Source organism: Mesorhizobium sp. M0909 (assembly GCF_040319515.1).
Classification (GTDB): domain Bacteria; phylum Pseudomonadota; class Alphaproteobacteria; order Rhizobiales; family Rhizobiaceae; genus Mesorhizobium.
This window is the reverse complement of sequence record NZ_JAMYOA010000009.1, coordinates 217,631-238,231: the sequence shown is the minus strand read 5'-3', so window position 1 is coordinate 238,231 and position 20,601 is coordinate 217,631. Positions and strand designations below refer to the sequence as shown.

The following is a 20,601-nucleotide window of genomic DNA, read 5'->3' as shown; positions in this document are numbered from 1 at the left end:
TTCGACGAGATGGAAGCTGAGGAGGCCCGTAAGGCATTCCTGGCTGCCGCTAAGGAGGAGGGTAGGCTTTTTCCTGATTAGCAGGCCGCGTCGCTCTTCGCGCGAGCCAAATTCGATCACCGGCCCAGACATCTCTACCAAACATTCCCACCCCCTCTAATTATCCCTCAATGGCAACCCATTGGTTCGTTCCTTCGGTGTTCGTGAAGACTGAAACCGGCGACAGGCATGGCTGCAACAATGCGAGGGCAGCCCTTGAGCAACTCAAGAGGTGGACCCGCAGTGGACCCCGCTGGCACAAGGCGGTGAACCTTTGCCTGTCAGATCTAGAGGGCGATCCGATTGACCCTCAGGTGGTACGAAAGGCCTTTGAGGCTGCCGCCAAGGAAGCCAAGGTGTATCTCTCACCAGAGTAGGAACCCTCCACTCGTGTTCATCGACCCGGTTCGCCATCCGGTCCAGCAGCTTACGGGATGCCGCAATTACGCGGCGGGTTGCATCAAGGGAGAGCCGAAGGTCATCCATGTCTGCGCGCGCGCGACGCTCATTCAACCGAGAACTGTCTATTTGTAAGCGAGAGCTGTTTATTAAGTGATACCAATCGGAAACCATCTTTGCAGAGCTAGACTAGCGCGCCCGCATCTCAAACTTGATCATAGCCTCTAAGAACGTTTCGTTGGACTCGTCGCGAACGGTCATCACAAATTCTCGAGAGGGGCCATCCGGCAGCTTATCCTTAGTAATCTCGACCAAGGCCTTTACCGCCTCCGCCTTTGCAGCTTCGAGGTCCGGGAGATCGGTACCCACAACGTCAAGGAAGACTTTGCCCGTGTCGGTGAAGTCGAAGAAATAGCGCGGCGTCCCTACAAACACAGTAACGCGAGAATGGTTCACGCTTGCGTTGCGATTGGCTGTGCAGCGGGCCCTTGCCGCTCTAATGTGCGCAACGCTAACGAGCGTGACCTGACGTCCAATGATGTCCGCGACATTGGTTAAAAACGTACGCGCCAAGACTCATCGCCCCGATCGGCTTAGAGTTACTTCCGAAAGGAAGCGCTCTCATGCTGCCATTGCCCCACGCCGTCGATCCAAAAGTAGTTGCCGAGATCAACAATCTTCTAGACCAGTACGCAGGGGCGGTACCGGTGCCCGTTCACAAGCTCGCCGCGGTTGTCCGGCTGCGCCTCAGAAGCCATCTTTCCATTGCGACTATTGAGGCGCTGATCGTGGACGAAGCCGAGTGTCGCCACCTGCCCATGCTGTTCGAACTGCCGGCAACACATGCGGCTGTAGTTTCATCTGCTCTGGGCCGTGCGATTTGAAGTTTAGGCGCTCTGCCCGTCTGGCAACGAAAGCGGACCTCTGGCTCGCGAAGCGGTATGCCCACGGCCTTCGATGATGAGCGCAGAGCGGCCCCCTCATGGCAACCCATTGGTTCTCCCCTCCGGTGTACGTCAAGACCGACCGACCTGGGATCACCTACGGCTGCAACAATGTCGAGGGTGCCGCCGAGGAACTCATGAAGTGGACCGAGAGGGGACCGAAGTGGAATCTGGCGGTGCAAGCCTGCAGCGACGCCTTTGAGGGCCGGGTCTCGCCCAACGATGTCCGTAAAGCCTTCGAGGAAGCTGCCGAGGAGGAGGGGGTGCTACGCTAAATCTAGCTAGGTCTCCATTCCGCTTTCCACCGCGTCCCACGTCTGATTACTGGTCGTTCTCAAACATTGGGAGAGAATTTATGTCTGATTTCAAAGTTGGCGATGTGGTGGAGCTAAAGTCTGGCGGTCCTAACATGACGATCAACGAGGCGCAGAGTGCCGGCGGGTTTATGTGTCAATGGTTCAACAACGACGGCGGGGCGTACAAGCTTGAGACCGTCAGGATTAAAGGTGAAATGCTCAAAGCCGTGCCGAAGTAGTCGCCGCGCCTTCCTGACAGGGGGTCCCACGTTGCCTTTGATTGTTACGAACGGAGCATTGCTTGATGGCGCTGATCTTGGAGAACGTTACCAAGCCCAGAACCTCATGAGCAAGATCGGCCCACCCATCTGCCGATGTGGGCTTATCACGGCAGCAACTTCGCGGGCATGTGCCTAGAGTTCGATACTGCTGACCTCATGATCAGTGACTTCCATGCAGAGAAACTGCGCCCGGTGACCTATGCGTGCGCAACGCTCTGCCATCGCTCACGCTCGCCGACATGGGGGCGCAGCATCTCGAAGAGGCGGTGATCGCTCGCATCACGCGCAAGCGCGGTGAATGGGCTCACGAGAAGGAATGGCGCTTCGTTACTGGCCAAGCCGGGCCTAAGCACTTTCTCGACGATGCGCTTCGTCGCGTGTGCCTGGGTCCCCGTGTCAAACCTGAACACGCCGCGCGGGTATGCGAGGTGATGGACCGGCGACCGGTGGAGGGGGGAAATCAGGGGTTTTGAACTAGCGTTTCGCAGCATTAAGCCAGCTAGGCCGCTGGGCGAATGCGAGCGGGTCGGCATCGGCAAGTTCGATCCCGTGGAGGACCTGTTCGCGGAAGCGGAACTGAAGCAGTTTCTGACGGTGCCATTCGAGGCACTTCTTGAGGAATGCCGCCGAACCGCTTCGAGGCCGAACATGGAGGCAATGGCCGGGATTGATCTCGCCGGCAGCAACAGAAACGCCATTTACTTCTGGACGACCTATAAGCTCCGGAGCGGCCGTGAGGTCTTTCACAAGCGTTACTTCGACCGACGATTGCGCCTTGTCCTCGGGAAGGACTAAGTGGGGCCAGAAGACGGGATCGGGAGCATTGCCGTGGAAGGTTTGGACGAAGACACTCGGAAACGGCGGGAGACGCTGACTGCAGTTCAGTATGGCGGGATTTATCCCCCTCACGAAGCGTTCTACATCCAGTCGATCATCTACGCCGAGCCGGCTTTCGCCCTAATGGCCGAGCGTGGCACAGGACGCTATGTCGGGAGCGCCTTTATCACCTTGAACCGGGAGATGCGGGAACGCTTCACTTGCGGCCGAGGAGTATGAAACGTGCGGTGCCCCCCGCCGCAGCGACAGCCTTCGCTATTCCTTCTTGTCGACCAGCGCCCGTAGTGCCGAGACGTCATGCAGCAATAACCTGCTGCCGCGCTTTTCGATCAGGCCTCTCTTGGCGAGGTCGCTCATTTCGCGCGAGACCGCTTCCCTGTGCGTGCTCATCGTTGCCGCCAGCTCGGAATGCGTCGGTGCCGGGCTTATGGACACCTCGCCGTCCACGAGTGCGGCTTTCTCCGCCCGATGCAGGATCTCGACGATCAGCCGTTTTCGCACGACCAGAGTGCTGTATTCGAATACCCGCTCGGTCATGCGCCGGAGCTGGGCAGACAGATGCTCAAGCAGCACCCAGGCAAAAGTCGGGTGGGTCATCACGATATCCCGGAATGCTGTGCCGGACAGCCGTGCAGCGCGGGTTGCCTCCAGCGCGACTACGCTGGCGGAGCGTGCAATCCCGTCAATGCCTCCGAGCTCCCCGAAAATGTCACCCGGTTCGACATCGCGATACGCTATCTCCCTGCCGTCCGCTGAAACCAGTGTCACGCGAGCACGTCCTTCCAGCAGGAAGAAGACATCGCGACCAGTGTCGCCGTGGGAAATGATTAGCTCGTTGTGTCGATAGCTGCGCTCGTGCCACCGTTTGGTCAGCGCGGCGAGGTCGGCATCGCAAAGTCTTGAGATGAAGGCCAGAGAGCCTGTCACAACGGTCTCTTGTTCAATCAAGTGTACTTCACCTTACTCCCTATCCAAGGAAATTTGATGGCCGCAGGCCCCGCTTTCCGGGATGCAAACTGGGAGCGGATTTCGCCAATCTTTTTCCCGGTGTGGGAATTCCCACAGCCGAGCCTGGTTCGACTGTCATATCCTTGTTGCAACGTCAGGCCCGCCGGCTCGTGTGCAAGCCGGCGAAGGGAAAGGGAACAGTCATGAAATTCTTGGCTCCCGTCACAAAACTTGCTGCGGGGTTTCGCAAATTCGTCGCGCCGCGCTACCGCCCGGAGCTTTATTACATGCGTGGCCCGGGGCCAGCCACCGCCCGCCGTATGGGCACGCCGCGGCAAAACCAATCCATCGACCACTACGCCTAATTTGCCTCGCGGACGGCTGACGCTCTCGCCCGGAGTGCCGTTCGCGCCGTTCCGTACCGGTCAATTCAGATCAATGAAGGGAGGATCTAATCATGGTTATAATTCATGCTGCCGCCATTGGTCCATTTCGCAGGTGGTTACGCCTCCGCGCCGAGCGAAAAGCTCTCTTGTCGGCAACGGACCAGTTGAGCCGTTTACCCGATGACGTCCTTGGCGACATCGGCATCTCACGTGACGAAATCATGTGCGATTTGCGAAGCCGCGCCATCCGTCATGCGGAGGCAGGCGCGGCCGGCACGACGATCGAGCGCACCAGGATCGCTTCGGCCTCGATCCCGAAACGGTTGGCCGCCGGCAGTGGCTACGCCTCGGCCGAGATCCCCTTTGGCTGGTCCACGAGCGCGCGATCGAGCCTTACATCGAGGTTTCGACAAGCAGCGGCGCGCGGACGGGACCTTCGAACGGCACTACACCTGCGACCCCAAGGACTGGATGTTGACCGACGGGAGCTGGGGAGGATCTCAAAATGATCATGTCAGTTGTTAAGTCCCTCGCGCCTGTGACGCTCGGCACCGTGCTGATCGCAATCAGTCCGGCTTCATTGTCGGCTTCTGACGCCCAGGACCTCGCGTTCGCTCACGCTGACATGCCAATCAAACAGCTGAAAGACGTCTATTTGGATTGCGAGCGGGGAGGCCGCCGGTGCGCTGGGGACGGACGATGTGATGTACTGTTCGATGCGCGAGTTCCGACTAGGCGCGCGATAGCAGTTTGCGCATAATCAACGATGCATGGCCTTCTGCACCGTGCGACGCGGCCCTGCGATCGGCAACTTCGAACCATGTTTGGACCGCGCACTTCGCCGATCAGCGCAGTAACCAACCCGCGGAGTTCCGCGAGCGACAGCCTTCAAACGAATCAGTCGGTGGTAGCGTCACGCATAGGGTGAATCACGAACGCGCTCGCCTGCAAACCCCTTCGCCCGGAAATCTGCCCCGGTTACGCGGTTCGCCAGCAGACTGAGAAGGAGCGGCTTCAGCCGATCGCCGATGCTATTTGTTATCTTTGTGCCGAATGGTCGGGGCTCCGGCCCTCTCAAACCCTCCACCGCCGTTGTCGCGCATGTGCCGCGTGCCACCTGCCGCGCTTTCAGCGAGCCGACCTTACCTCCAGTCTGGAACCTAGCAGTCGCCCAACTGGTTCAACCTTCCGCCACGGCCGGGCAGGGGAGGGCGTGCAAAACGGTAGGCGCGACCTAAGAAACGGTCGCGGTTCGAGTCGGTAGAGGGATACCGCCAATACAGTGCTGTGACCGAGTTCGTTTGCTGACGGGGCCTCTTAATCAGTGCAAATAAGTCCGACTCCGGACTCCGCAACCAGTTTCAGCATAAATCACTAATAGTCGCGATCTGACCAAAGCCCCGCCGGAAAAAAACGGCAGGGCCTTTTCCACGGCAGGTTTGGCGAAGCGCGGAAGGGCACTCGGCCGCCCACGTAACCGGCATGCACGGTGAAGACGAGAAGGACGCTCTTCCAAGCGCGGAGTTCGAATCCTCCCTCACCGAAAACGGCGTATTCGCGGCACGTCAGCTTACGACACAAATATGCGGGGTTGATGGTTCGACCTGGTAGATGGCAGAGATCAACTTCGGCCTCGCTAAGCGAAGTCGTGGGGTTTATCCGACAGCGGAATCAGGATACGCGACGAGCACCCCGTGCCGGGTCAACCTCGCCGTCGGCAAGTACCGATCGGTGCGGAACCAAGCGGAATCACGCTTGTCGGCAGCGGACGCCGGCGGTGGCGATCAGCACCCGAGCAGGCTCCTCATTAGCAAGACAAACGTCCAGAGCGGAGGCCAATCTTGGCACGCGACTGCGCCATCCTGAACGACCGCTCTCCTCGGCTTAGTCAAACATACCTGCGGAATGATGCGCCTGGCCGGTGACAAATGAATCTCTGCTGGACCGCGGATGATATGGGGAGGCGCTCGCAAATCGCGCCCTACGCGCGGGTTGATCGGTTGATTAACATCAAAGCTTGAATATCAGAAATGCGCCAACTGTGACGGCGGTGGTCACCGTGGCTCGAGTGTCAGCAGATGTGGTAAGGTTGAGTGTCGGCGAGTGGCAGAGGTCCAGCAACAATGACTTTGAGACGAACCAGAGCTTACGGCGCATCCGGCTTGGTTCTAGCGGTTTGCACTGTGTTTGCTTGGCAGAACGCCACTGCCGCTCAAAATTGCGACGCAGCCGCGACGCCTGGCGTCAATTGGCACGAGTGTGACAAGAAGCTTCTCATCCTAGAAGGACAGGACCTGAGCGGGGCGAACCTGTTCGGTGTTGATTTCACTTCGACCGACCTCAGGAACAGCAATCTCGTTGCCGCAAATCTTGAGAAGGCAACTCTTGTGCGTGCTTCCCTGGCCGACTCGACCGCCAAAGGCGCCCGGTTCGACAGAATCGAGGCCTACAGGACCGACTTCAGCCGTATGGACGCGCAGGGCGCTGTGTTTGCGAGCGCGGAAATGCAGCGTTCGAATTTCCAGGACGCCAATCTGACCAATGTTGATTTCACAAAGGCAGAACTGGGGCGTGCGCAGTTCCATGACGCCGATATCAGCGGCAGCCGCTTCTCGTTTGCCAATCTCGCACGGGCGGACTTCCGAGGAGCGAGGTTCACCGCGCCGATAGACTTTGACCGCGCCTTTTTCTTTCTGACCCGTATCGAGGGCGTCGACCTTTCCAATTCGGTGGGTCTGTCCCAGTGGCAGCTCAACATGGCTTGCGGAGACGCCCGGACCGAGTTGCCTTCTGGCCTGACGAGGCCTGAAGATTGGCCCTGTCAATTCCAGCAGGAATAGTTGTCGGCAAGCGAACCGCGGCAATGCTGCGCCCGACAGGATGAAACTGAGAACCCCTATGTCATCGTTTGCGCTATATAACTTTTGCGACAGCCGGGGGCGGATGAATGGAATCGGGCGTATTTCTCCACTACCCACGCGGTCCGAGGCGGCAGAAATGGGGCCGAGCAGACCGTCCGCTGCTAGGGTACCCAGCACGCGAGCGGACATGTGAGACCTCGGTGCGAAGGTCCGGGATCAGGCCCATTGCGGACGTACGTGTTGGTTCGCCTGTTGGCGCCGAAGCGCCTTATCGTTCAGTCTCGCGGCACACATAGATCAAATGAACCGTATCGTCATCGATCAATGTGCTCGACACCAGTTGCAGCGGAGGCCTTGCTTGCCCCTGCCGAGCACGAACGGCCTCACGTGCAGGTGATATTCCTCGATCAGGCCGGACTGGAGGGCATGGTATCGAAGCCTATCGGCAGCGCCTGGCTGAACTGGATACGGATGTCCAGCGGGATGACGCCCAGGAACTCGCGGCGCTCCTCGACGGCCATCTCGCGCAGATCGTGACCGTTGACCGTTGAGGTGCAGGCGCTGCTCGCCGGCCTTCTGCCGTCGGCGCCGATCCCGATATTGAGGCGCTGGAGCGAACATGCCAGTTCGTCGCCGAGAACGCCGACGAGCTGCGCAACAAGAACCTCGCCTGCTGGCGCCTTGGAGTAAAGAGACGAACCCCCTCCCTCGCTCTTGGCCCGTAGTTCCAAGCAGGCACTTGCTGGCGGACCTATTGAACCAAAAGACCTAGCAACGAACTGAAATCGACAGGGTCCCTTCATAGCGGAATTAGTCGCGCTAGGGGCCCGTAAGTCACCGTGTCGGGCCTTGGCGCACAATGGCATGTGGATAGCTAAGTTTGACCCGCGGCAAGCGTCGCTGGATGGTCACGAGAGGGCGCCACTCGCACAGTCCTAAGCGACAGCGCACACTAGGCGCGCTGCCACCGCTATCGAGACATCGCCGTCACAGCTACCGCACCGATTTTGCAGCGTCGATGATCACGTCTGCGACCGAACGAGGTTTGGTCAACATGATCAAGTGATTGCCCTCGAGCTCGGTGATATGCGCTTTGATGGCCTTGGCCATCGACTCTTCGAACGCCGGCGGGATCGCACCGTCAGCCTTCGCAACCACGAACCAACTGGGCTTGGTCTCGGACGCCGCCCGGGTCAGCCGTTCGTCGAAGAGACGGGCCGCCGATGGCTGCTGCGTCGCCGCGAGAACCGCAACCTCCTCGGGCGTCGCGTCCTGAGCGAAATACTTGCCCAGCCCCTCCTGGGGTACGGTCAGGAAGTCGCCGCTGTCCTTCTGCAGGGGTCGACGTCCAAGGCGCCGGCGGACTTCCCGCCGTAGCGCTGGTGACTGACTTGCCCTTCGGCAGGGCGAAGGCGGCAACGTAGACCAAGGCTTTGACCTTGTCCGCCGTTCCGCCCTCGGTGATCACCATTCCGCCCCAGGAGTGGCCAACGAGGATCACATCTCCCGGCGCGGCCTCGATGGCCCGTTCAGTGGCAGCGACGTCGTCTGCAAGCGAGGTCAGTGGGTTCTGGACGGCAACGACGCGAAGTCCGGCGCTCTGCAGCAATGGAAATGACCTTGCTCCAGCTGGAGCCGTCTGGGGGCGCTACCACATATGCATGATTTACTAGTTATTTCAGTAACTTATTCGATTTTTGGTAGCGGGAGAGGGACTTGAACCCCCGACCCCAGGATTATGATTCCCGTGCTCTAACCAACTGAGCTACCCCGCCAGGGCGGCGAAGGCCCGAAATCCAGCTTAAATCGGCAGGCATATCGGCGCGTTCGCCAAGGTCGCGCGGATATAAGGTTGCGAGGCCAAGCCTGTCAAGCATCGAAGTGGCTGCCGCGCCGGCATATTGCTGGCGCCTAAAGCTTTGCCGGGCAGACATTTGGGCGCACAGGCCGGGGTTGAGTTCAGCGAGGCACGTCGCTATGTCTCGGCCACGAAAGCCATGGTCATGAATTGATGAAACCGCGCATTGCAGTCCTCGGTTGCGGATACTGGGGCAGCAACCACATCCGCACCCTAAAGGCGCTCGGCGCGCTGCACGCGGTTTCGGACGTCAACCCCGCGCGTGCGGAGGGTTTTGCCAGCGAGCAGGATTGCCTGGCGATCGAGCCGGAGGCGCTGTTTGCCCGCGACGATGTCGACGCCATTGTCATGGCGCTGCCGCCGCAGTTCCATGCCGACATGGCGGTGCGCGCCGTGCTCGGCGGCAAGGACGTGCTGGTGGAGAAGCCGATCGCGCTGACGGTGGCCGATGCCGAGCGCTCGGTGCAGGCGGCCGCCGATAATGGCCGTGTCTTCATGGTCGGCCACGTGCTGCGCTTTCATCCCGCCTTCGAGACGCTGAAGGCGCTGATCGACAATGGCGAACTCGGCGAAGTCCGCTACATCCACTCGCATCGGCTCGGGCTCGGCAAGTTCCACACCGAAAACGACGCGTTGTGGGATCTGGCGCCGCACGATCTGTCGATGATCCTGGCCATCACCGGCACCGAACCGGTCGAAGTGCGCGGCGAAGGCGCTGCCCTTCTCGACAATCTCAGCGACTTTGCGCATCTGCACATGCGCTTTCCCAGCGGCTTGCGCGGCCATCTGTTCGCCTCGCGGCTCAACCCTTACCGCGAGCGGCGGCTGACCGTGGTCGGCACCAAGGCGATGGCGGTGTTCGACGATGTCGAGCCGTGGGAGCGCAAGCTTGCCGTCTACCGCCATGCGGTGTGGCAGGACAGCGGCCAATGGGCGTTCACCGCCAACGAGCCGTCCTATGTGGCGGTCGGCGAGGGCATGCCGCTGACGCGCGAGCTGGAGCATTTCATCCACTGCATCGAGACGCGGGCCGAACCGCGCACCAGCGGTGAGGAAGCCATCCGCGTGCTGCGCATCCTGACCGCCGGCACCGTTGCCCACACCAGACCCTAAAGAGAAAACGCCGTCTATTCGGCGGGAACCCGCGCCGGCTGGACGGCAAGCCGCGTCAGCATCGCTTCGGCTTCGGCGCCGCGCTCGGAGCGCTCGATGAAGCCGCCGCCGAACACGCGCGCCTCGTTGCCGTGGTCGGAATAGAGCACGCAGGCCTGACCGGGGGCGATGCCCGACTCGCCGTCAACCAGCTCCACCGAAGTGACGCCGGCGCGGTGATGCAGCACCGCCGGGCGCGGCGGCCGCGTCGAGCGCACCTTGGCGAAAAGCTCAAGCCCGGCCGCCGGGATATCGGTCAGCGGGCCATCGCCGAGCCAGTTCATGTTGCGCAAGAAGATCTTGTGGGTTTCCAGCGCCTCGCGCGGGCCGACGACGACACGAGCCCGGTCGGCGTCGAGATGGACGACGTAGAGCGGCTCGCCGGAGGCGATGCCGATGCCGCGGCGCTGACCGACGGTGTAGCGCAAAATGCCCTCGTGACGGCCAAGCACGCGCCCGTCTATATGGACGATGTCGCCCGGATTGGCGGCAGCCGGCTTCAGCTTGGCGATGATGTCGGAATACTTGCCCTGCGGCACGAAGCAGATGTCCTGGCTGTCCTGCTTGGCCGCAACCGTCAGTCCCATCTCCTCGGCGATGGCGCGAACCTCAGGCTTCGACAGGCCGCCGAGCGGAAAACGCAGATAGTCGATCTGCGCCTGGGTGGTGGCGAACAGGAAATAGCTCTGGTCGCGGTCGGCGTCGACCGGCCGGTAAAGCGCGCGATGGGCGCCATTGGCGCCGGAGCGGATGTAGTGGCCGGTGGCCAGCGCATCGGCGCCGAGTTCCTTGGCGGTCGCGAGAAGATCGGCGAATTTCACCGTCTGATTGCAGGAGACGCAAGGGATCGGCGTTTCGCCGGCTACATAGCTCTCGGCGAACGGGTCGATCACCGCCTTGCGGAAGCGCTCCTCGTAATCGAGCACGTAATGCGGGATGGCGAGCGTCTCGGAGACGCGGCGGGCATCGTCGATGTCCTGGCCGGCGCAGCATGAGCCGGCCCGGTGCGTTGCCGCGCCGTGGTCATAAAGCTGCAGCGTGACGCCGACGACGTCGTAGCCCTCGCGCTTCAGGAGGCCGGCAACGACCGACGAATCGACACCGCCCGACATGGCGACGACGACGCGGGTATTTTCGGGGCGTCCGGGAAGATCGAGGCTGTTCATGTTTCTTTCGTTCTGCGCGGCGCTTCAATGCCAATGGCCGGAATATAGGTCAAGCGTCTCGGCTGCGCCAGCTTTGCCGGGCCGGCTCATTTTTCCTGCCGGGTTCAATGCGCTTGTCCGCAGATGTTTCAAATGCCGATGAAAAGGCTAACGCCGCGTTCATGATCCTTACCTAACCATTAGGGTCTGCTTAGGCAAATTTTAAAGCTGTGGCGGTAATGTGGTGGCGATTGGGTCTTTGAGTTTTTTGTAGAGAGTACGATGACCGATCTAATTAGACCGCGAGTCAAATATGTTATCGGGCCAGACGGCAGCCCACTTACCATCGCCGATCTGCCGCCGACAAACACACGTCGCTGGGTTATCCGGCGCAAGGCGGAAGTGGTGGCGGCGGTGCGTGGCGGGCTTTTGAGCCTCGAAGAGGCGTGCCAGCGCTACAAGCTCACCACCGAGGAATTTCTGTCCTGGCAGGCGTCGATCGACGAATACGGCCTTGCCGGCCTGCGCACCACGCGCATCCAGCAATACCGGCATTAGGCCGATAAGGGCGCTGATCCGCGCCCTTACGTTTGCGAGGGGCGACGATCTGCAATTTCAGACCGTCAGCACCACCTTGCCGATCGGCCTGGTGGCGAGAAAGGCATGGGCGGCACCAGCCTGTTCGAGCGGAAACGCCTTTGCCACGTGGACGGCCAGCTTTTTCGCGTCGATCAATTTGCAGAGCTCCACCAGGGCGGCACGGTCGGGCACTACGGACATGCGCTCGACGCGGATGCCTCGCGTCCTGGCCTTTGCCTTGGTGGCATCGCTGACATCGAGCAGCGACACCAGAACACCGCCAGCGGTGAGCACTTTCAGTGATTGCTCCGCATGCACGCCGCCGAACGGGTCCAGAACCAGATCGATGTCGCGGGCCTTCCCGGTGAAATCATCCCTTGTGTAGTCGATCACCTCGTCGGCGCCGAGCGAGCCGACGAAATTGAGCTTTTCCGGGCTGGCGGTCGCGACGACGTAAGCGCCGTGCGCCTTGGCGATCTGTACCGCCAGATGGCCGACGCCACCGGCTCCGGCGTGGATCAGCACGCGCTTACCAGGTTCGAGCCGGCCATGGCGAATAAGGCCTTGCCAGGCCGTCAGGCCGGCCAGCGGCAGCGCGGCGGCTTGCGCGTGATCTATGCCTTCAGGTTTCGGCGCAAGCTCATCAGCCGGGACAGCGGCGAGTTCGGCGTAGGCTGCCGCCTGTTTGGGAAAACGCGTCATGCCGAACACGGCGTCGCCGACCTTGAGGCCGGAGACGCCGGAGCCCAGCGCCTCGACAACTCCCGAAACGTCCCAGCCAAGGACAAAAGGCGGCTCGCCAAGCAGCGGATAGTGGCCGCCGCGCACCGCACCATCGACCGGATTGATGCCGGCCGCCTCGATGCGGACGAGCACTTCGCCGGCCTCGGGTGATGGCGCGGGGCGATCCGCAATGACGAGGACGTCGGGTCCGCCGAAGGAATTCTGAATAATGGCACGCATGGAAGGCTCTCCTGCTGGTTTTGATGTGCCACTATCATTTGGATAGTTACATTCTCTTGTCTAGTATGTACCTTTTTGATATATACGCACCTCATGGATAGTGAAGATGTTTCCCCTTTCGGCTATGACGCCTTTCGGCGGTCGTGCCCGTCACACGCCGTGCTCGAGACGCTCGCCAGCAAATGGGTCTACCTGGTGATTTGTGCGCTGCGCCGGGGCCGGCTCCGCAACGGCGAATTGGCGCGCAAGCTCGAAGGCATCACGCCGAAAATGCTGACGCAGACGCTGCGTATCCTGGAACGCGACGGGCTTGTGCGGCGTGAGGTTTTCCCGGTCGTTCCGCCGCGTGTCGAATATGAGCTGACCGAACTTGGCGAGAACCTGGCAGGACTGCTCAATCAGATCAGAGCCTGGTCGGAGCAGCATGTGCCCGACATCAAAAATGCGCGCGCACGGGCGGCGGAACAGCAAGAAGATCTGGGTGCCTGAGGCGGGCACAGTTCGGTGCGCAGCAATAGCGCGCAAGCGCGACGCGCGTTAAAGTCTTGTTTTCAGCCGATCATGGCGCTGCGGCCGCCGGCTTCCGTGTCGCGCGCCTTGGTGTCGCGCGATTCCAGCATCTCGGCCTTGGAAAGCTCCGCTTCGGCTTCGCCCAGCAATGATTCGGCGACATTTCGCTGCTGGGCGAGGTCGCTTTGCGAATTTCTAAGGTTGTCGCGGCGTAGACGTGCCGCCTTGGCGAAGGTTGGATAAGCAAAGTGATTGATGTCGGTGATGCCGGCCTTCTTCTCTTCGGCAGCGATCTGAAGTTCCAGCTCGACGGCCATGCGCTCGAATTCGGCGATCATCATGTCGAGCTGCAGCAGCTGCCGCCGCTTCTCGCTCACCTGAAATTGCTTCAGCCGAACGAGGTTTTCACGTGACTTCATGATTCGGTACTCCCGGAAACGCACACCTGCACATATCGTCCAATTCACCCGGCACGGCCCAGGCCTGACCCGTTTCCACCGGCTTTCCCGGAACTATGGGAAACAAACTCCTAAAGTTTTTTGCCGGCGGTAACCATTCGTTTACGGGCATTGTTAATCATACGGCTCAGGACTTAAGGGCGGGTAAAAATTCTGCTTCTCGTCGCGAAACCCGGCCAGCGAGTCCGAAGAGTCACTTAGTCTGGCTTATTAATGTGCCGCATTAACGGTTTGGGTCTGTGATTCGTTATTGGATTCAACAAGGTGTAGAAAGGGGTTAAAAAATCTGATACCGTCACGGACGGGGAATTAGGTTTTATTAACCATTCGATGGCAGCCTCTGCTCAGGGCAATCACTGCTCCGGTCCTGGACGGGTCGTGAAATGGTCCGGCAGCAGAAAAGGGGAATGAAATGCGCGTTCTGCTGATAGAAGATGACAGTGCAACCGCACAAAGCATCGAGCTGATGCTGAAATCAGAAAGTTTCAATGTCTATACGACCGACCTTGGCGAAGAGGGCGTCGATCTAGGCAAGCTTTATGATTACGACATCATTCTCCTCGATCTCAATCTCCCCGACATGTCGGGCTATGAAGTTTTGAGAACGCTTCGCCTTTCCAAGGTGAAGACGCCGATCCTCATCCTCTCCGGCATGGCCGGCATCGAGGACAAGGTGCGCGGCCTCGGCTTCGGCGCCGACGATTACATGACCAAGCCCTTCCACAAGGACGAACTGGTCGCCCGCATCCATGCCATCGTGCGGCGTTCCAAGGGCCACGCCCAGTCGGTCATCACGACGGGCGACCTGGTGGTCAATCTCGATGCCAAGACCGTTGAGGTCGGTGGCCAGCGCGTGCATCTGACCGGCAAGGAATATCAGATGCTGGAGCTGCTCTCGCTGCGCAAGGGCACCACGCTGACCAAGGAAATGTTCCTCAATCATCTCTATGGCGGCATGGATGAGCCGGAGCTGAAGATCATCGACGTCTTCATCTGCAAGCTGCGCAAGAAGCTTGACGCCGCGTCTGGCGGGCAGAATTACATCGAGACCGTCTGGGGCCGCGGCTATGTGCTGCGTGAGCCCGAAGATATCCGCGTCAGCGCCTGAACCAGGGGCGTGATCCCAAGGTGGGCGCCGGGTTTTTCGGAAAAGAACCTGGCAAAACAACAAAGAGAGAGCCGATCCGATTTTGGTCGGAATGGAACAGCTCTGATCAGGCGGCAACCTTCAAGGCGCGGAAGCACTCGAGCAGTTGCGGCCGGTTGAACGGCTTCAGCAGGTAGCCCTGGGCGCCGGCCCGTTTTGCCCGCATGATCGCCCCGACATCGACCTCGACCAGCGAAATCAAAACCTGCGGCAATACCGGGCTTTCGATGGCGCGCACGCGGCGGATGAGGTCCTGCGCCTGCATGTCCGGTAAGGCGCCGTCGACGACGATGATATCAGGCATGTCGGCCGCGCACATCTCGATCGCCTCGTGGCCGCTGGCGGCCTCGATCACCATCATGCCGGAACCGCCCAGGATACGCCTTGCGACCTTCCTGATGACGCTCGAATTATCGACGAACATGCAGCGTTTCATTCCTGGACCCTCTTGCCGTTTGGCGAACCGGCAGCGTCGTGGCATCTGCCTGGGAACATAGGGCCGATCTGGTAAAGAAGCCGAAAAGCCGTTAGGTAAAATTTTCCTGAAGGTGTTTTAGTGAAATCTTCTTTCCCAATGCTTCACGCAATCAAGCTGCAAGCGCGTCTCACAGATGTTAAGACCACGCCGTAAATAGGACTTGGAGAGAATACTTTCCCCGCTCTTTCGGAGAACTTCAGGCTGCGGAAAGGACGATCTCGTCGGCGGTCGCGTGGATCGAAATCGTCATGTTGGCTTCGCGGGCCAGGAGCAGCGTGTAATAGGGCTGCACCGAATGCGCGTCGATCGGCTCGTCCGGCCTGTTGCCGGAATGCAATTCCAGGAATTTGGGCGGCACGCGCAGCATCGGGCCGCTCGCCGCGAGCGCAAAGCGCGGCTCGGTCTCCAGGTTCTCCAGCGTGACCGCCAGCCTGCCGCCGCGCGGAATGGCGGCGTTGGCGACGAGGATGAGATTGAGCAGCAGCTTGACCTTGTTCTTGGGCAACAGCGCACGGGTCCCGTTCCAGACCAGTTCCGGCTTCTCGTTCTTCAGGAAGGCGATGGCCACGGCCTCGGCATCCCCGGTGTCGATCAGCATGCCGGCGGAACCGGCGGCGCCGAAGGCGATGCGGGCGAATTGCAGGCGGGCGGAAGCGTTTTTGGCGCTTTGGCGGATCAGTTTCATGGCGTCTTCGTCGGCGCCGCCCTCGTCGAGCAGCTCAAGCCCGTTGTTTATGGCGCCGACCGGCGAAATGATGTCGTGGCAGACCCGGCTGCACAAAAGCGCCGCCAGGTCGGGTGCGGAAAGGGTGAAAAGCTCGGCCATCGGCAAAAATCCCTGCAAATTTCACAACACAATGACCGGGCGGTCATGATCACGCCTGTCAACACGAATCACGCTCTCTCCCAAGCATTCTGAATACACAGCGCTTATGCGTGCAGCAACAAATCCAAAATTTTGATTGTCGAAAATGGTGTGTTCACGCAGCAGGGTGCTGCGCGGGCGATGCGAAACAGCCTTCGAACCGCCATCTTCATGTGAGAGTTTAATGGTTGAAAAAGGATTACGGCATAGTTTGCCCCTAACAGTCATCCTTAACGGCCGCCAAAGAGCTGTACGGATGCGAGGCGTCGGCGAAAGTGCTCCCTGACGGAGATTGGAAGCATGGTTTCCCGATTCTACGACCGGACTTTTTTCCGTGTCATCTCAATGACGATCGCGCTCATCGGCCTTGTCGCCTTTTCGGCATCGGCGGCGCGGGCGCAGGAATACACGGCCCAGGAGATCGTCGATTCCGGTCATAAATTCTTCGGCGCGACATCGGGCGGGCTCGCCACCGTCGTCGAGAAGATTTTCGCCACCTATGGCCTGCCGAACGGCTATCTGCTCGGCGAGGAGGGGTCCGGGGCGCTGATCGGTGGCCTGACCTATGGCGAAGGCACACTCTATACCAAGAATGCCGGCGATCACAAAGTGTTCTGGCAAGGCCCGTCGCTCGGCTGGGACTTCGGCGGCGAGGGCTCGCGCGTCATGATGCTGGTCTACAATCTGGACGATGTGAGCAGCCTCTATAACCGTTTTGGCGGCGTCGCCGGCTCTGCCTATGTCGTCGCCGGCGTCGGTTTCAACGTGCTGAAGAACAACAATGTGCTGCTCGTGCCGATCCGTACCGGCGTCGGCGCCCGTCTCGGCGTCAATCTCGGCTACCTCAAGCTCACCCAGCGCGCGACCTGGAATCCGTTCTGACCGGCATGACGGAGCGACGGCGATTGGGCCTGTGATCCAGCGGCCCGAGCTTTGCCGCGGCATACTCTTGCCGTGGCGCCGGATTTCCGTCATGCGAAGATGGCAAAGTCGACCTTTGGCGGTTGCCATGCACAACGGATAGTCATCTTGGTCCAGTCGATCCTGTTCTTTGTTCTCGGCTTTCTCTGCGCCGGCTTTCTGGCGCTGATGATTGCTCCGGCCGTGTGGCGGCGGGCGGTGGCGCTGACGCGCAAGCGCGTCGAGAGTTCGATGCCGTTGACGCTGGCCGAGATCCAGGCGGACAAGGATCGCATTCGCGCCGAGTTCGCGGTTTCGGTGCGCCGGCTTGAAATGACCGTCAAGTCATTGCGCGAGAAGGCCGCCGAACAGCTGGTCGAGATCGGCCGCGACCGCGAAGCCCTGAAGGAATTGGCGGCCGAGCGGCAGGACAAGAACCGGGTCGTCGCCGATCTTACAACCAGGGGCGAGGAGCTTCGCAAGCGCGATGAGCAGCTGCAGCAGCTGTCGGAGCGGCTTGCGGAGACCGAGCGCGCCCACGAAAAGCGCGGGCTCGAACTGCGGAAACTGGAGCACATGTATGACGACGCCAGTTTCTTATCCAGCAGCCGGCAGATCGAGCTGGTGGCGCGCGAATCCGAGCTGCAGAAGCTGGCGAGCGACATTTCGCTGCTGCGCGGCCAGCGTAAGGAGGCGGACAGGCGCAGCCAGGAATTGGCAGCCGAAAGCAAGGCTTTGCGGGACGCGCTGAAGGCCGAGAAGAAAAGAACCGGCGACCTCGAAAAGAAAATCGAACGCCTGCTCGCCACGCTGGCCGATCGCGAGGACAGGCTGGAGCGCCGCGAGAAGGAACTGGTGCGCCTTCGCGAAAAGCCGAAAGGCGCTGAAAGGGCGCCTGCGGCGGGTCTTGCCGGCGTGCCAGGCAGTCAGGTCAATGTGGCCGCCAACGGCGACATCGAAAAGACAACCGCCAAGCTCGACGCCGACCGCGAGCGGCTGGAGGCCAGGCTGACATCGCTGGCACGCGAGAACAGGCGGCTGAAGACAGATCTTGCTGCCGTCGAAACGTCGAAATCACGGGCCGGAGATGATGCCGGCAGCGCCAGCGCGGCATTGCGCGAAGAGATGAACGATCTGGCGGCGCAAGTCGTGGCCTTGACGGCAAGGCTCGACGGGCCGGATTCGCCGATCGCCCGGGCGCTTGCAGCGGCTGAGGATACGCGGCCGGGGAGCAGCGGACGCAGCCTTGCCGATCGGGTGCGAGCGCTGCAGAAGGCCGCTTCGACCGACTGAGATTCCGCAAGCGCAAGCGCGGCGGCTCTGAAGCGCGTCGCGTTCGACCGCCTCATAGGACGCGCTTTAAGTTCTTGTTTGATGCATGTCGTTATCGCGAAACCGCTGCACGCTTTTGCGCGACATGCATCAGGCTCCGGAAAAATGATGCAGCGCGATGGCTGACGCGGCGGCGACGTTCAGGCTGTCGAAGCCTTGCGCCATACCGATCCGCAGCGTCTGCAGGCGGGCAAGCAGGCTTTCCGGCAGGCCTTCGCCCTCGGTGCCGAGATAGAGCGCCAGCCGCTCGTTTCTCTTGGCATCGCGAATGTTGATCTGCCCGCGCGGCGACAAGGCGAATTGGCTGAAGCCTTGCCGGTCGAGCATGGCGGTGCAGCCGGCGGTATCGGCAAAGCAGGCGAAGGGGACCTTCAAGGCCGCACCCACCGAGACGCGGATTGCCTTGCGATACAGCGGATCGCAGCAGGTCGGGTCGAGAAGCACGGCATCCGCGCCAAAAGCCGCGGCATTGCGGAAGATCGAGCCCATATTGTCATGATTGGCGATGCCGACCAGCACCACGATCAGCGCGCGGGCGGGCAGCGCGCCAAGCAAGGCTTCGGCGGAGATCGCCGCGCCCTTGCGGCCGATCGCCAATATGCCGCGATGCATGTGGAATCCGGCGATCCTGTCTATGATTTCGCCGGATGCGACATAGATCGGAAGCCCGGCAGGCGCCTTGCGCAAGACGTCATCGAGGCCGGCCAGCCGGTTTTCGAGTACCAGCACCGATTCTGCCTCGAAGCGCCGGGCGGCGAGCAGCGTGTCAAGCACCACCTTGCCTTCGGCGACGAACCGGCCTTGCCGGCCGGCAAGATCTCGCTCCCGGATGTCGAGATAGGCTGCGACGCGGGGATCGTGCGGATCGTCTATGCGGATCGGATTCATGGCTTCCTCGGCGGACCATGGCGTCGGCCACGAATCGGGACTCGGTTTCGGAAGGCATGATGCCGGAACCGAAGCTCAGACCGTATCTCAGCGTCGAAATGGATGCACGCCGTTCTAACGGTCATCCAGTCACTGGGGCGCCGGGCCAGGATGGAATCTGCCCGGGCTTTGGCGACGGGGGAATATTGATTCCCGCGGTACGGCTCTTCGGCAAGCCGCTTCAATGCAGAATTTCGATGGGGCGAGGGAACCGCACAGGGCCATGCCGCGTCATAGAAGCGGGCTCCTGCTGCGGTCCTGGGAGGACATCGATGATCAGGCTCCTCCTCGTCTTTGCCGCCACGCTTGCCCTTGCATGCGGCGTGGCCCGCGCGGCCAAGCTCGATCCGGCCACCGTCAATCAGGCCCAATTCACTGTCGGCGAACCGAAGGGTGTCGATCCGATGCTGCTGAAGGCGCAGATCCTTCTGGATCGCGCCCGCTTCTCGCCGGGCCTGATCGACGGTCGCCTTTCCCAGAACTTCGCCAAGGCCGTCGCCGCGTTTCAGGCGGCAAACGGACTTCCGCCCGATGGCAAGCTCAGTCCACAGACCTGGAGCAAACTCATCGCAACCTCCGCCAAGCCGGTGCTGGCGACCTATGAGGTGATGCGCAAGGATGTGCGTGGACCGTTCACCCGGCGTATTCCCGCCCGCTTGGAGAGGATGGCTCGCTTGCGGCGGCTCGGCTACCGCAATGCGGTGGAGAGATTGGCCGAGCGCTTCCATGTCAGCGAACAATTGCTGAGAATGCTCAATCCGGGCACCAGCCTCAGGAAGCCCGGCAGGACCTTGGTGGTGCCGGATGTCGACAGGGGCGACCCTCCCGCCGGCGTCGCCACCATCGAGGTCGACAAGGGCGCTCGCCTGGTGCGTGTGCTCGACCGTGCCGGCAAATGGCTGGCGGTCTACCCCGCCTCGATTGGGAGCGAGGAGAAGCCGGCGCCGAGCGGCATGGCAGAGGTCAGGCGCGTGGTGCACAACCCTACCTATCACTACGATCCGGACTTCGCTTTCAAGGGGGTCAAGACCAAGCGGCCCTTCACCATCGCTGCCGGGCCGAACAATCCCGTGGGATCGGTCTGGATCGACCTTTCCATCGAAAGCTACGGCATCCACGGCACGCCCGAACCAGGCAAGATCGGCACGACCTTTTCGCATGGCTGCATCCGGTTGACCAATTGGGATGCCGAAGACCTTGCCTCCATGGTGCAGCCGGGCACCAAGGTCGAGTTCAAGGACGAGATGGCGCAGGCCGCCGACGAGCGTGTTCAGTAGCAAGGCCGACTTGGCAGCA

Annotated in this window: 25 protein-coding genes, 1 tRNA gene and 2 pseudogenes; 16 read left to right on the top strand and 12 right to left on the bottom strand. The window is 61.0% G+C overall.

Translation table 11 applies throughout. The features are described 5' to 3' along the window. The first annotated feature begins 170 nt into the window (after window positions 1–170). The gene (locus NKH83_RS16915; protein ID WP_352478413.1) at window positions 171–416 is read left to right on the top strand and encodes a DUF982 domain-containing protein; all 246 of its coding nucleotides are present in this window, start codon (window positions 171–173) and stop codon (window positions 414–416) included. A gap of 211 nt (window positions 417–627) precedes the next feature. Here NKH83_RS16915 and NKH83_RS16910 read toward each other — a convergent pair whose 3' ends face one another. Continuing rightward, window positions 628–1,011: a DUF6894 family protein gene (locus NKH83_RS16910; RefSeq protein ID WP_352478415.1), complete on the bottom strand. Its 384-nt coding sequence runs from the start codon at window positions 1,009–1,011 to the stop codon at window positions 628–630. Between the two features lie 50 nt (window positions 1,012–1,061). Between NKH83_RS16910 and NKH83_RS16905 the strand changes: the two genes are divergently transcribed. From NKH83_RS16905 to NKH83_RS16890, 4 genes are all read left to right on the top strand, one after another. Continuing rightward, on the top strand, window positions 1,062–1,322 hold the full coding sequence (locus NKH83_RS16905; protein WP_352478416.1) for a hypothetical protein: 261 nt from the start codon (window positions 1,062–1,064) through the stop codon (window positions 1,320–1,322). 98 nt (window positions 1,323–1,420) lie between these two features. After that, window positions 1,421–1,657, top strand: coding sequence for a DUF982 domain-containing protein (locus NKH83_RS16900; RefSeq protein ID WP_352478418.1), 237 nt, complete (start codon window positions 1,421–1,423; stop codon window positions 1,655–1,657). Between the two features lie 80 nt (window positions 1,658–1,737). Further along, on the top strand, window positions 1,738–1,917 hold the full coding sequence (locus tag NKH83_RS16895) for a YodC family protein (protein WP_352478420.1): 180 nt from the start codon (window positions 1,738–1,740) through the stop codon (window positions 1,915–1,917). A 245-nt stretch (window positions 1,918–2,162) separates the two neighbouring features. Further along, window positions 2,163–2,432 (top strand): hypothetical protein, encoded by a 270-nt coding sequence (locus tag NKH83_RS16890; protein ID WP_352478422.1) that lies wholly within the window; start codon window positions 2,163–2,165, stop codon window positions 2,430–2,432. 1 nt (window position 2,433) lies between these two features. Here NKH83_RS16890 and NKH83_RS16885 read toward each other — a convergent pair whose 3' ends face one another. Beyond that, window positions 2,434–2,706: a hypothetical protein gene (locus NKH83_RS16885; RefSeq protein ID WP_352478423.1), complete on the bottom strand. Its 273-nt coding sequence runs from the start codon at window positions 2,704–2,706 to the stop codon at window positions 2,434–2,436. Between the two features lie 81 nt (window positions 2,707–2,787). On the opposite strand from NKH83_RS16885, the gene NKH83_RS16880 reads away from it, so the two are divergent. Beyond that, on the top strand, window positions 2,788–3,015 hold the full coding sequence (locus NKH83_RS16880) for a hypothetical protein (RefSeq protein ID WP_352506240.1): 228 nt from the start codon (window positions 2,788–2,790) through the stop codon (window positions 3,013–3,015). A gap of 36 nt (window positions 3,016–3,051) precedes the next feature. On the opposite strand, the gene NKH83_RS16875 is transcribed toward NKH83_RS16880, so the two are convergent. After that, on the bottom strand, window positions 3,052–3,723 hold the full coding sequence (locus NKH83_RS16875; RefSeq protein ID WP_352478425.1) for a Crp/Fnr family transcriptional regulator: 672 nt from the start codon (window positions 3,721–3,723) through the stop codon (window positions 3,052–3,054). Between the two features lie 224 nt (window positions 3,724–3,947). Between NKH83_RS16875 and NKH83_RS16870 the strand changes: the two genes are divergently transcribed. From NKH83_RS16870 to NKH83_RS31650, 3 genes and pseudogenes are all read left to right on the top strand, one after another. Beyond that, entirely contained in the window at window positions 3,948–4,109 is a 162-nt protein-coding gene (locus tag NKH83_RS16870) for a hypothetical protein (protein WP_167522729.1), read from the top strand. Between the two features lie 2,144 nt (window positions 4,110–6,253). Further along, window positions 6,254–6,970, top strand: coding sequence for a pentapeptide repeat-containing protein (locus tag NKH83_RS16865; protein WP_352800099.1), 717 nt, complete (start codon window positions 6,254–6,256; stop codon window positions 6,968–6,970). 576 nt (window positions 6,971–7,546) lie between these two features. Next, window positions 7,547–7,668: pseudogene (locus NKH83_RS31650) on the top strand (DUF4326 domain-containing protein); the annotation flags it as partial. A gap of 316 nt (window positions 7,669–7,984) precedes the next feature. On the opposite strand, the gene NKH83_RS16855 reads toward NKH83_RS31650, so the two are convergent. The 3 genes and pseudogenes from NKH83_RS16855 to NKH83_RS16845 all read right to left on the bottom strand — a co-directional run bounded on the left by NKH83_RS16855 (window position 7,985) and on the right by NKH83_RS16845 (window position 8,766). After that, window positions 7,985–8,410 (bottom strand): alpha/beta fold hydrolase, encoded by a 426-nt coding sequence (locus NKH83_RS16855; protein ID WP_352478078.1) that lies wholly within the window; start codon window positions 8,408–8,410, stop codon window positions 7,985–7,987. Window positions 8,411–8,447: 37 nt separating this feature from the next. Next, window positions 8,448–8,600 (bottom strand): annotated as a pseudogene (locus NKH83_RS16850) (alpha/beta fold hydrolase); the annotation flags it as partial. Between the two features lie 89 nt (window positions 8,601–8,689). Next, window positions 8,690–8,766 (bottom strand) — tRNA-Met (locus NKH83_RS16845). 236 nt (window positions 8,767–9,002) lie between these two features. On the opposite strand from NKH83_RS16845, the gene NKH83_RS16840 reads away from it, so the two are divergent. Then, window positions 9,003–9,962 (top strand): Gfo/Idh/MocA family protein, encoded by a 960-nt coding sequence (locus tag NKH83_RS16840; RefSeq protein WP_254819113.1) that lies wholly within the window; start codon window positions 9,003–9,005, stop codon window positions 9,960–9,962. A 14-nt stretch (window positions 9,963–9,976) separates the two neighbouring features. Here NKH83_RS16840 and mnmA read toward each other — a convergent pair whose 3' ends face one another. Continuing rightward, window positions 9,977–11,167: a tRNA 2-thiouridine(34) synthase MnmA gene (mnmA, locus tag NKH83_RS16835; RefSeq protein ID WP_352478076.1), complete on the bottom strand. Its 1,191-nt coding sequence runs from the start codon at window positions 11,165–11,167 to the stop codon at window positions 9,977–9,979. 261 nt (window positions 11,168–11,428) lie between these two features. On the opposite strand from mnmA, the gene sciP reads away from it, so the two are divergent. Beyond that, entirely contained in the window at window positions 11,429–11,704 is a 276-nt protein-coding gene (gene sciP, locus NKH83_RS16830) for a CtrA inhibitor SciP (protein WP_023679563.1), read from the top strand. Window positions 11,705–11,761: 57 nt separating this feature from the next. Here sciP and NKH83_RS16825 read toward each other — a convergent pair whose 3' ends face one another. Next, complete coding sequence (locus tag NKH83_RS16825) at window positions 11,762–12,688, bottom strand: NADP-dependent oxidoreductase (RefSeq protein ID WP_352478075.1); 927 nt, start codon at window positions 12,686–12,688, stop codon at window positions 11,762–11,764. A 93-nt stretch (window positions 12,689–12,781) separates the two neighbouring features. On the opposite strand from NKH83_RS16825, the gene NKH83_RS16820 reads away from it, so the two are divergent. Continuing rightward, the gene (locus NKH83_RS16820) at window positions 12,782–13,177 is read left to right on the top strand and encodes a winged helix-turn-helix transcriptional regulator (RefSeq protein ID WP_254819116.1); all 396 of its coding nucleotides are present in this window, start codon (window positions 12,782–12,784) and stop codon (window positions 13,175–13,177) included. Window positions 13,178–13,239: 62 nt separating this feature from the next. On the opposite strand, the gene NKH83_RS16815 is transcribed toward NKH83_RS16820, so the two are convergent. Continuing rightward, the gene (locus NKH83_RS16815; protein WP_254819117.1) at window positions 13,240–13,617 is read right to left on the bottom strand and encodes a flagellar export protein FliJ; all 378 of its coding nucleotides are present in this window, start codon (window positions 13,615–13,617) and stop codon (window positions 13,240–13,242) included. Window positions 13,618–14,068: 451 nt separating this feature from the next. Here NKH83_RS16815 and ctrA point away from each other — a divergent pair, with 451 nt between their 5' ends. Continuing rightward, on the top strand, window positions 14,069–14,764 hold the full coding sequence (gene ctrA, locus NKH83_RS16810) for a response regulator transcription factor CtrA (RefSeq protein WP_006203583.1): 696 nt from the start codon (window positions 14,069–14,071) through the stop codon (window positions 14,762–14,764). A 106-nt stretch (window positions 14,765–14,870) separates the two neighbouring features. On the opposite strand, the gene NKH83_RS16805 is transcribed toward ctrA, so the two are convergent. Next, entirely contained in the window at window positions 14,871–15,239 is a 369-nt protein-coding gene (locus NKH83_RS16805; protein ID WP_254819118.1) for a response regulator, read from the bottom strand. A gap of 238 nt (window positions 15,240–15,477) precedes the next feature. Continuing rightward, the gene (gene chpT, locus NKH83_RS16800; protein WP_254819119.1) at window positions 15,478–16,107 is read right to left on the bottom strand and encodes a histidine phosphotransferase ChpT; all 630 of its coding nucleotides are present in this window, start codon (window positions 16,105–16,107) and stop codon (window positions 15,478–15,480) included. Window positions 16,108–16,446: 339 nt separating this feature from the next. Between chpT and NKH83_RS16795 the strand changes: the two genes are divergently transcribed. Both NKH83_RS16795 and NKH83_RS16790 read left to right on the top strand, forming a co-directional pair. Then, complete coding sequence (locus tag NKH83_RS16795) at window positions 16,447–17,028, top strand: DUF1134 domain-containing protein (RefSeq protein ID WP_023679557.1); 582 nt, start codon at window positions 16,447–16,449, stop codon at window positions 17,026–17,028. Window positions 17,029–17,175: 147 nt separating this feature from the next. Further along, window positions 17,176–18,339: a coiled-coil domain-containing protein gene (locus NKH83_RS16790; protein ID WP_352478072.1), complete on the top strand. Its 1,164-nt coding sequence runs from the start codon at window positions 17,176–17,178 to the stop codon at window positions 18,337–18,339. 129 nt (window positions 18,340–18,468) lie between these two features. On the opposite strand, the gene NKH83_RS16785 is transcribed toward NKH83_RS16790, so the two are convergent. Beyond that, window positions 18,469–19,266, bottom strand: a complete 798-nt coding sequence (locus NKH83_RS16785) for a TrmH family RNA methyltransferase (RefSeq protein WP_352478070.1) — start codon at window positions 19,264–19,266, stop codon at window positions 18,469–18,471. Window positions 19,267–19,577: 311 nt separating this feature from the next. Here NKH83_RS16785 and NKH83_RS16780 point away from each other — a divergent pair, with 311 nt between their 5' ends. Further along, complete coding sequence (locus NKH83_RS16780) at window positions 19,578–20,582, top strand: L,D-transpeptidase (protein WP_352478068.1); 1,005 nt, start codon at window positions 19,578–19,580, stop codon at window positions 20,580–20,582. Window positions 20,583–20,601 lie beyond the last annotated feature (19 nt).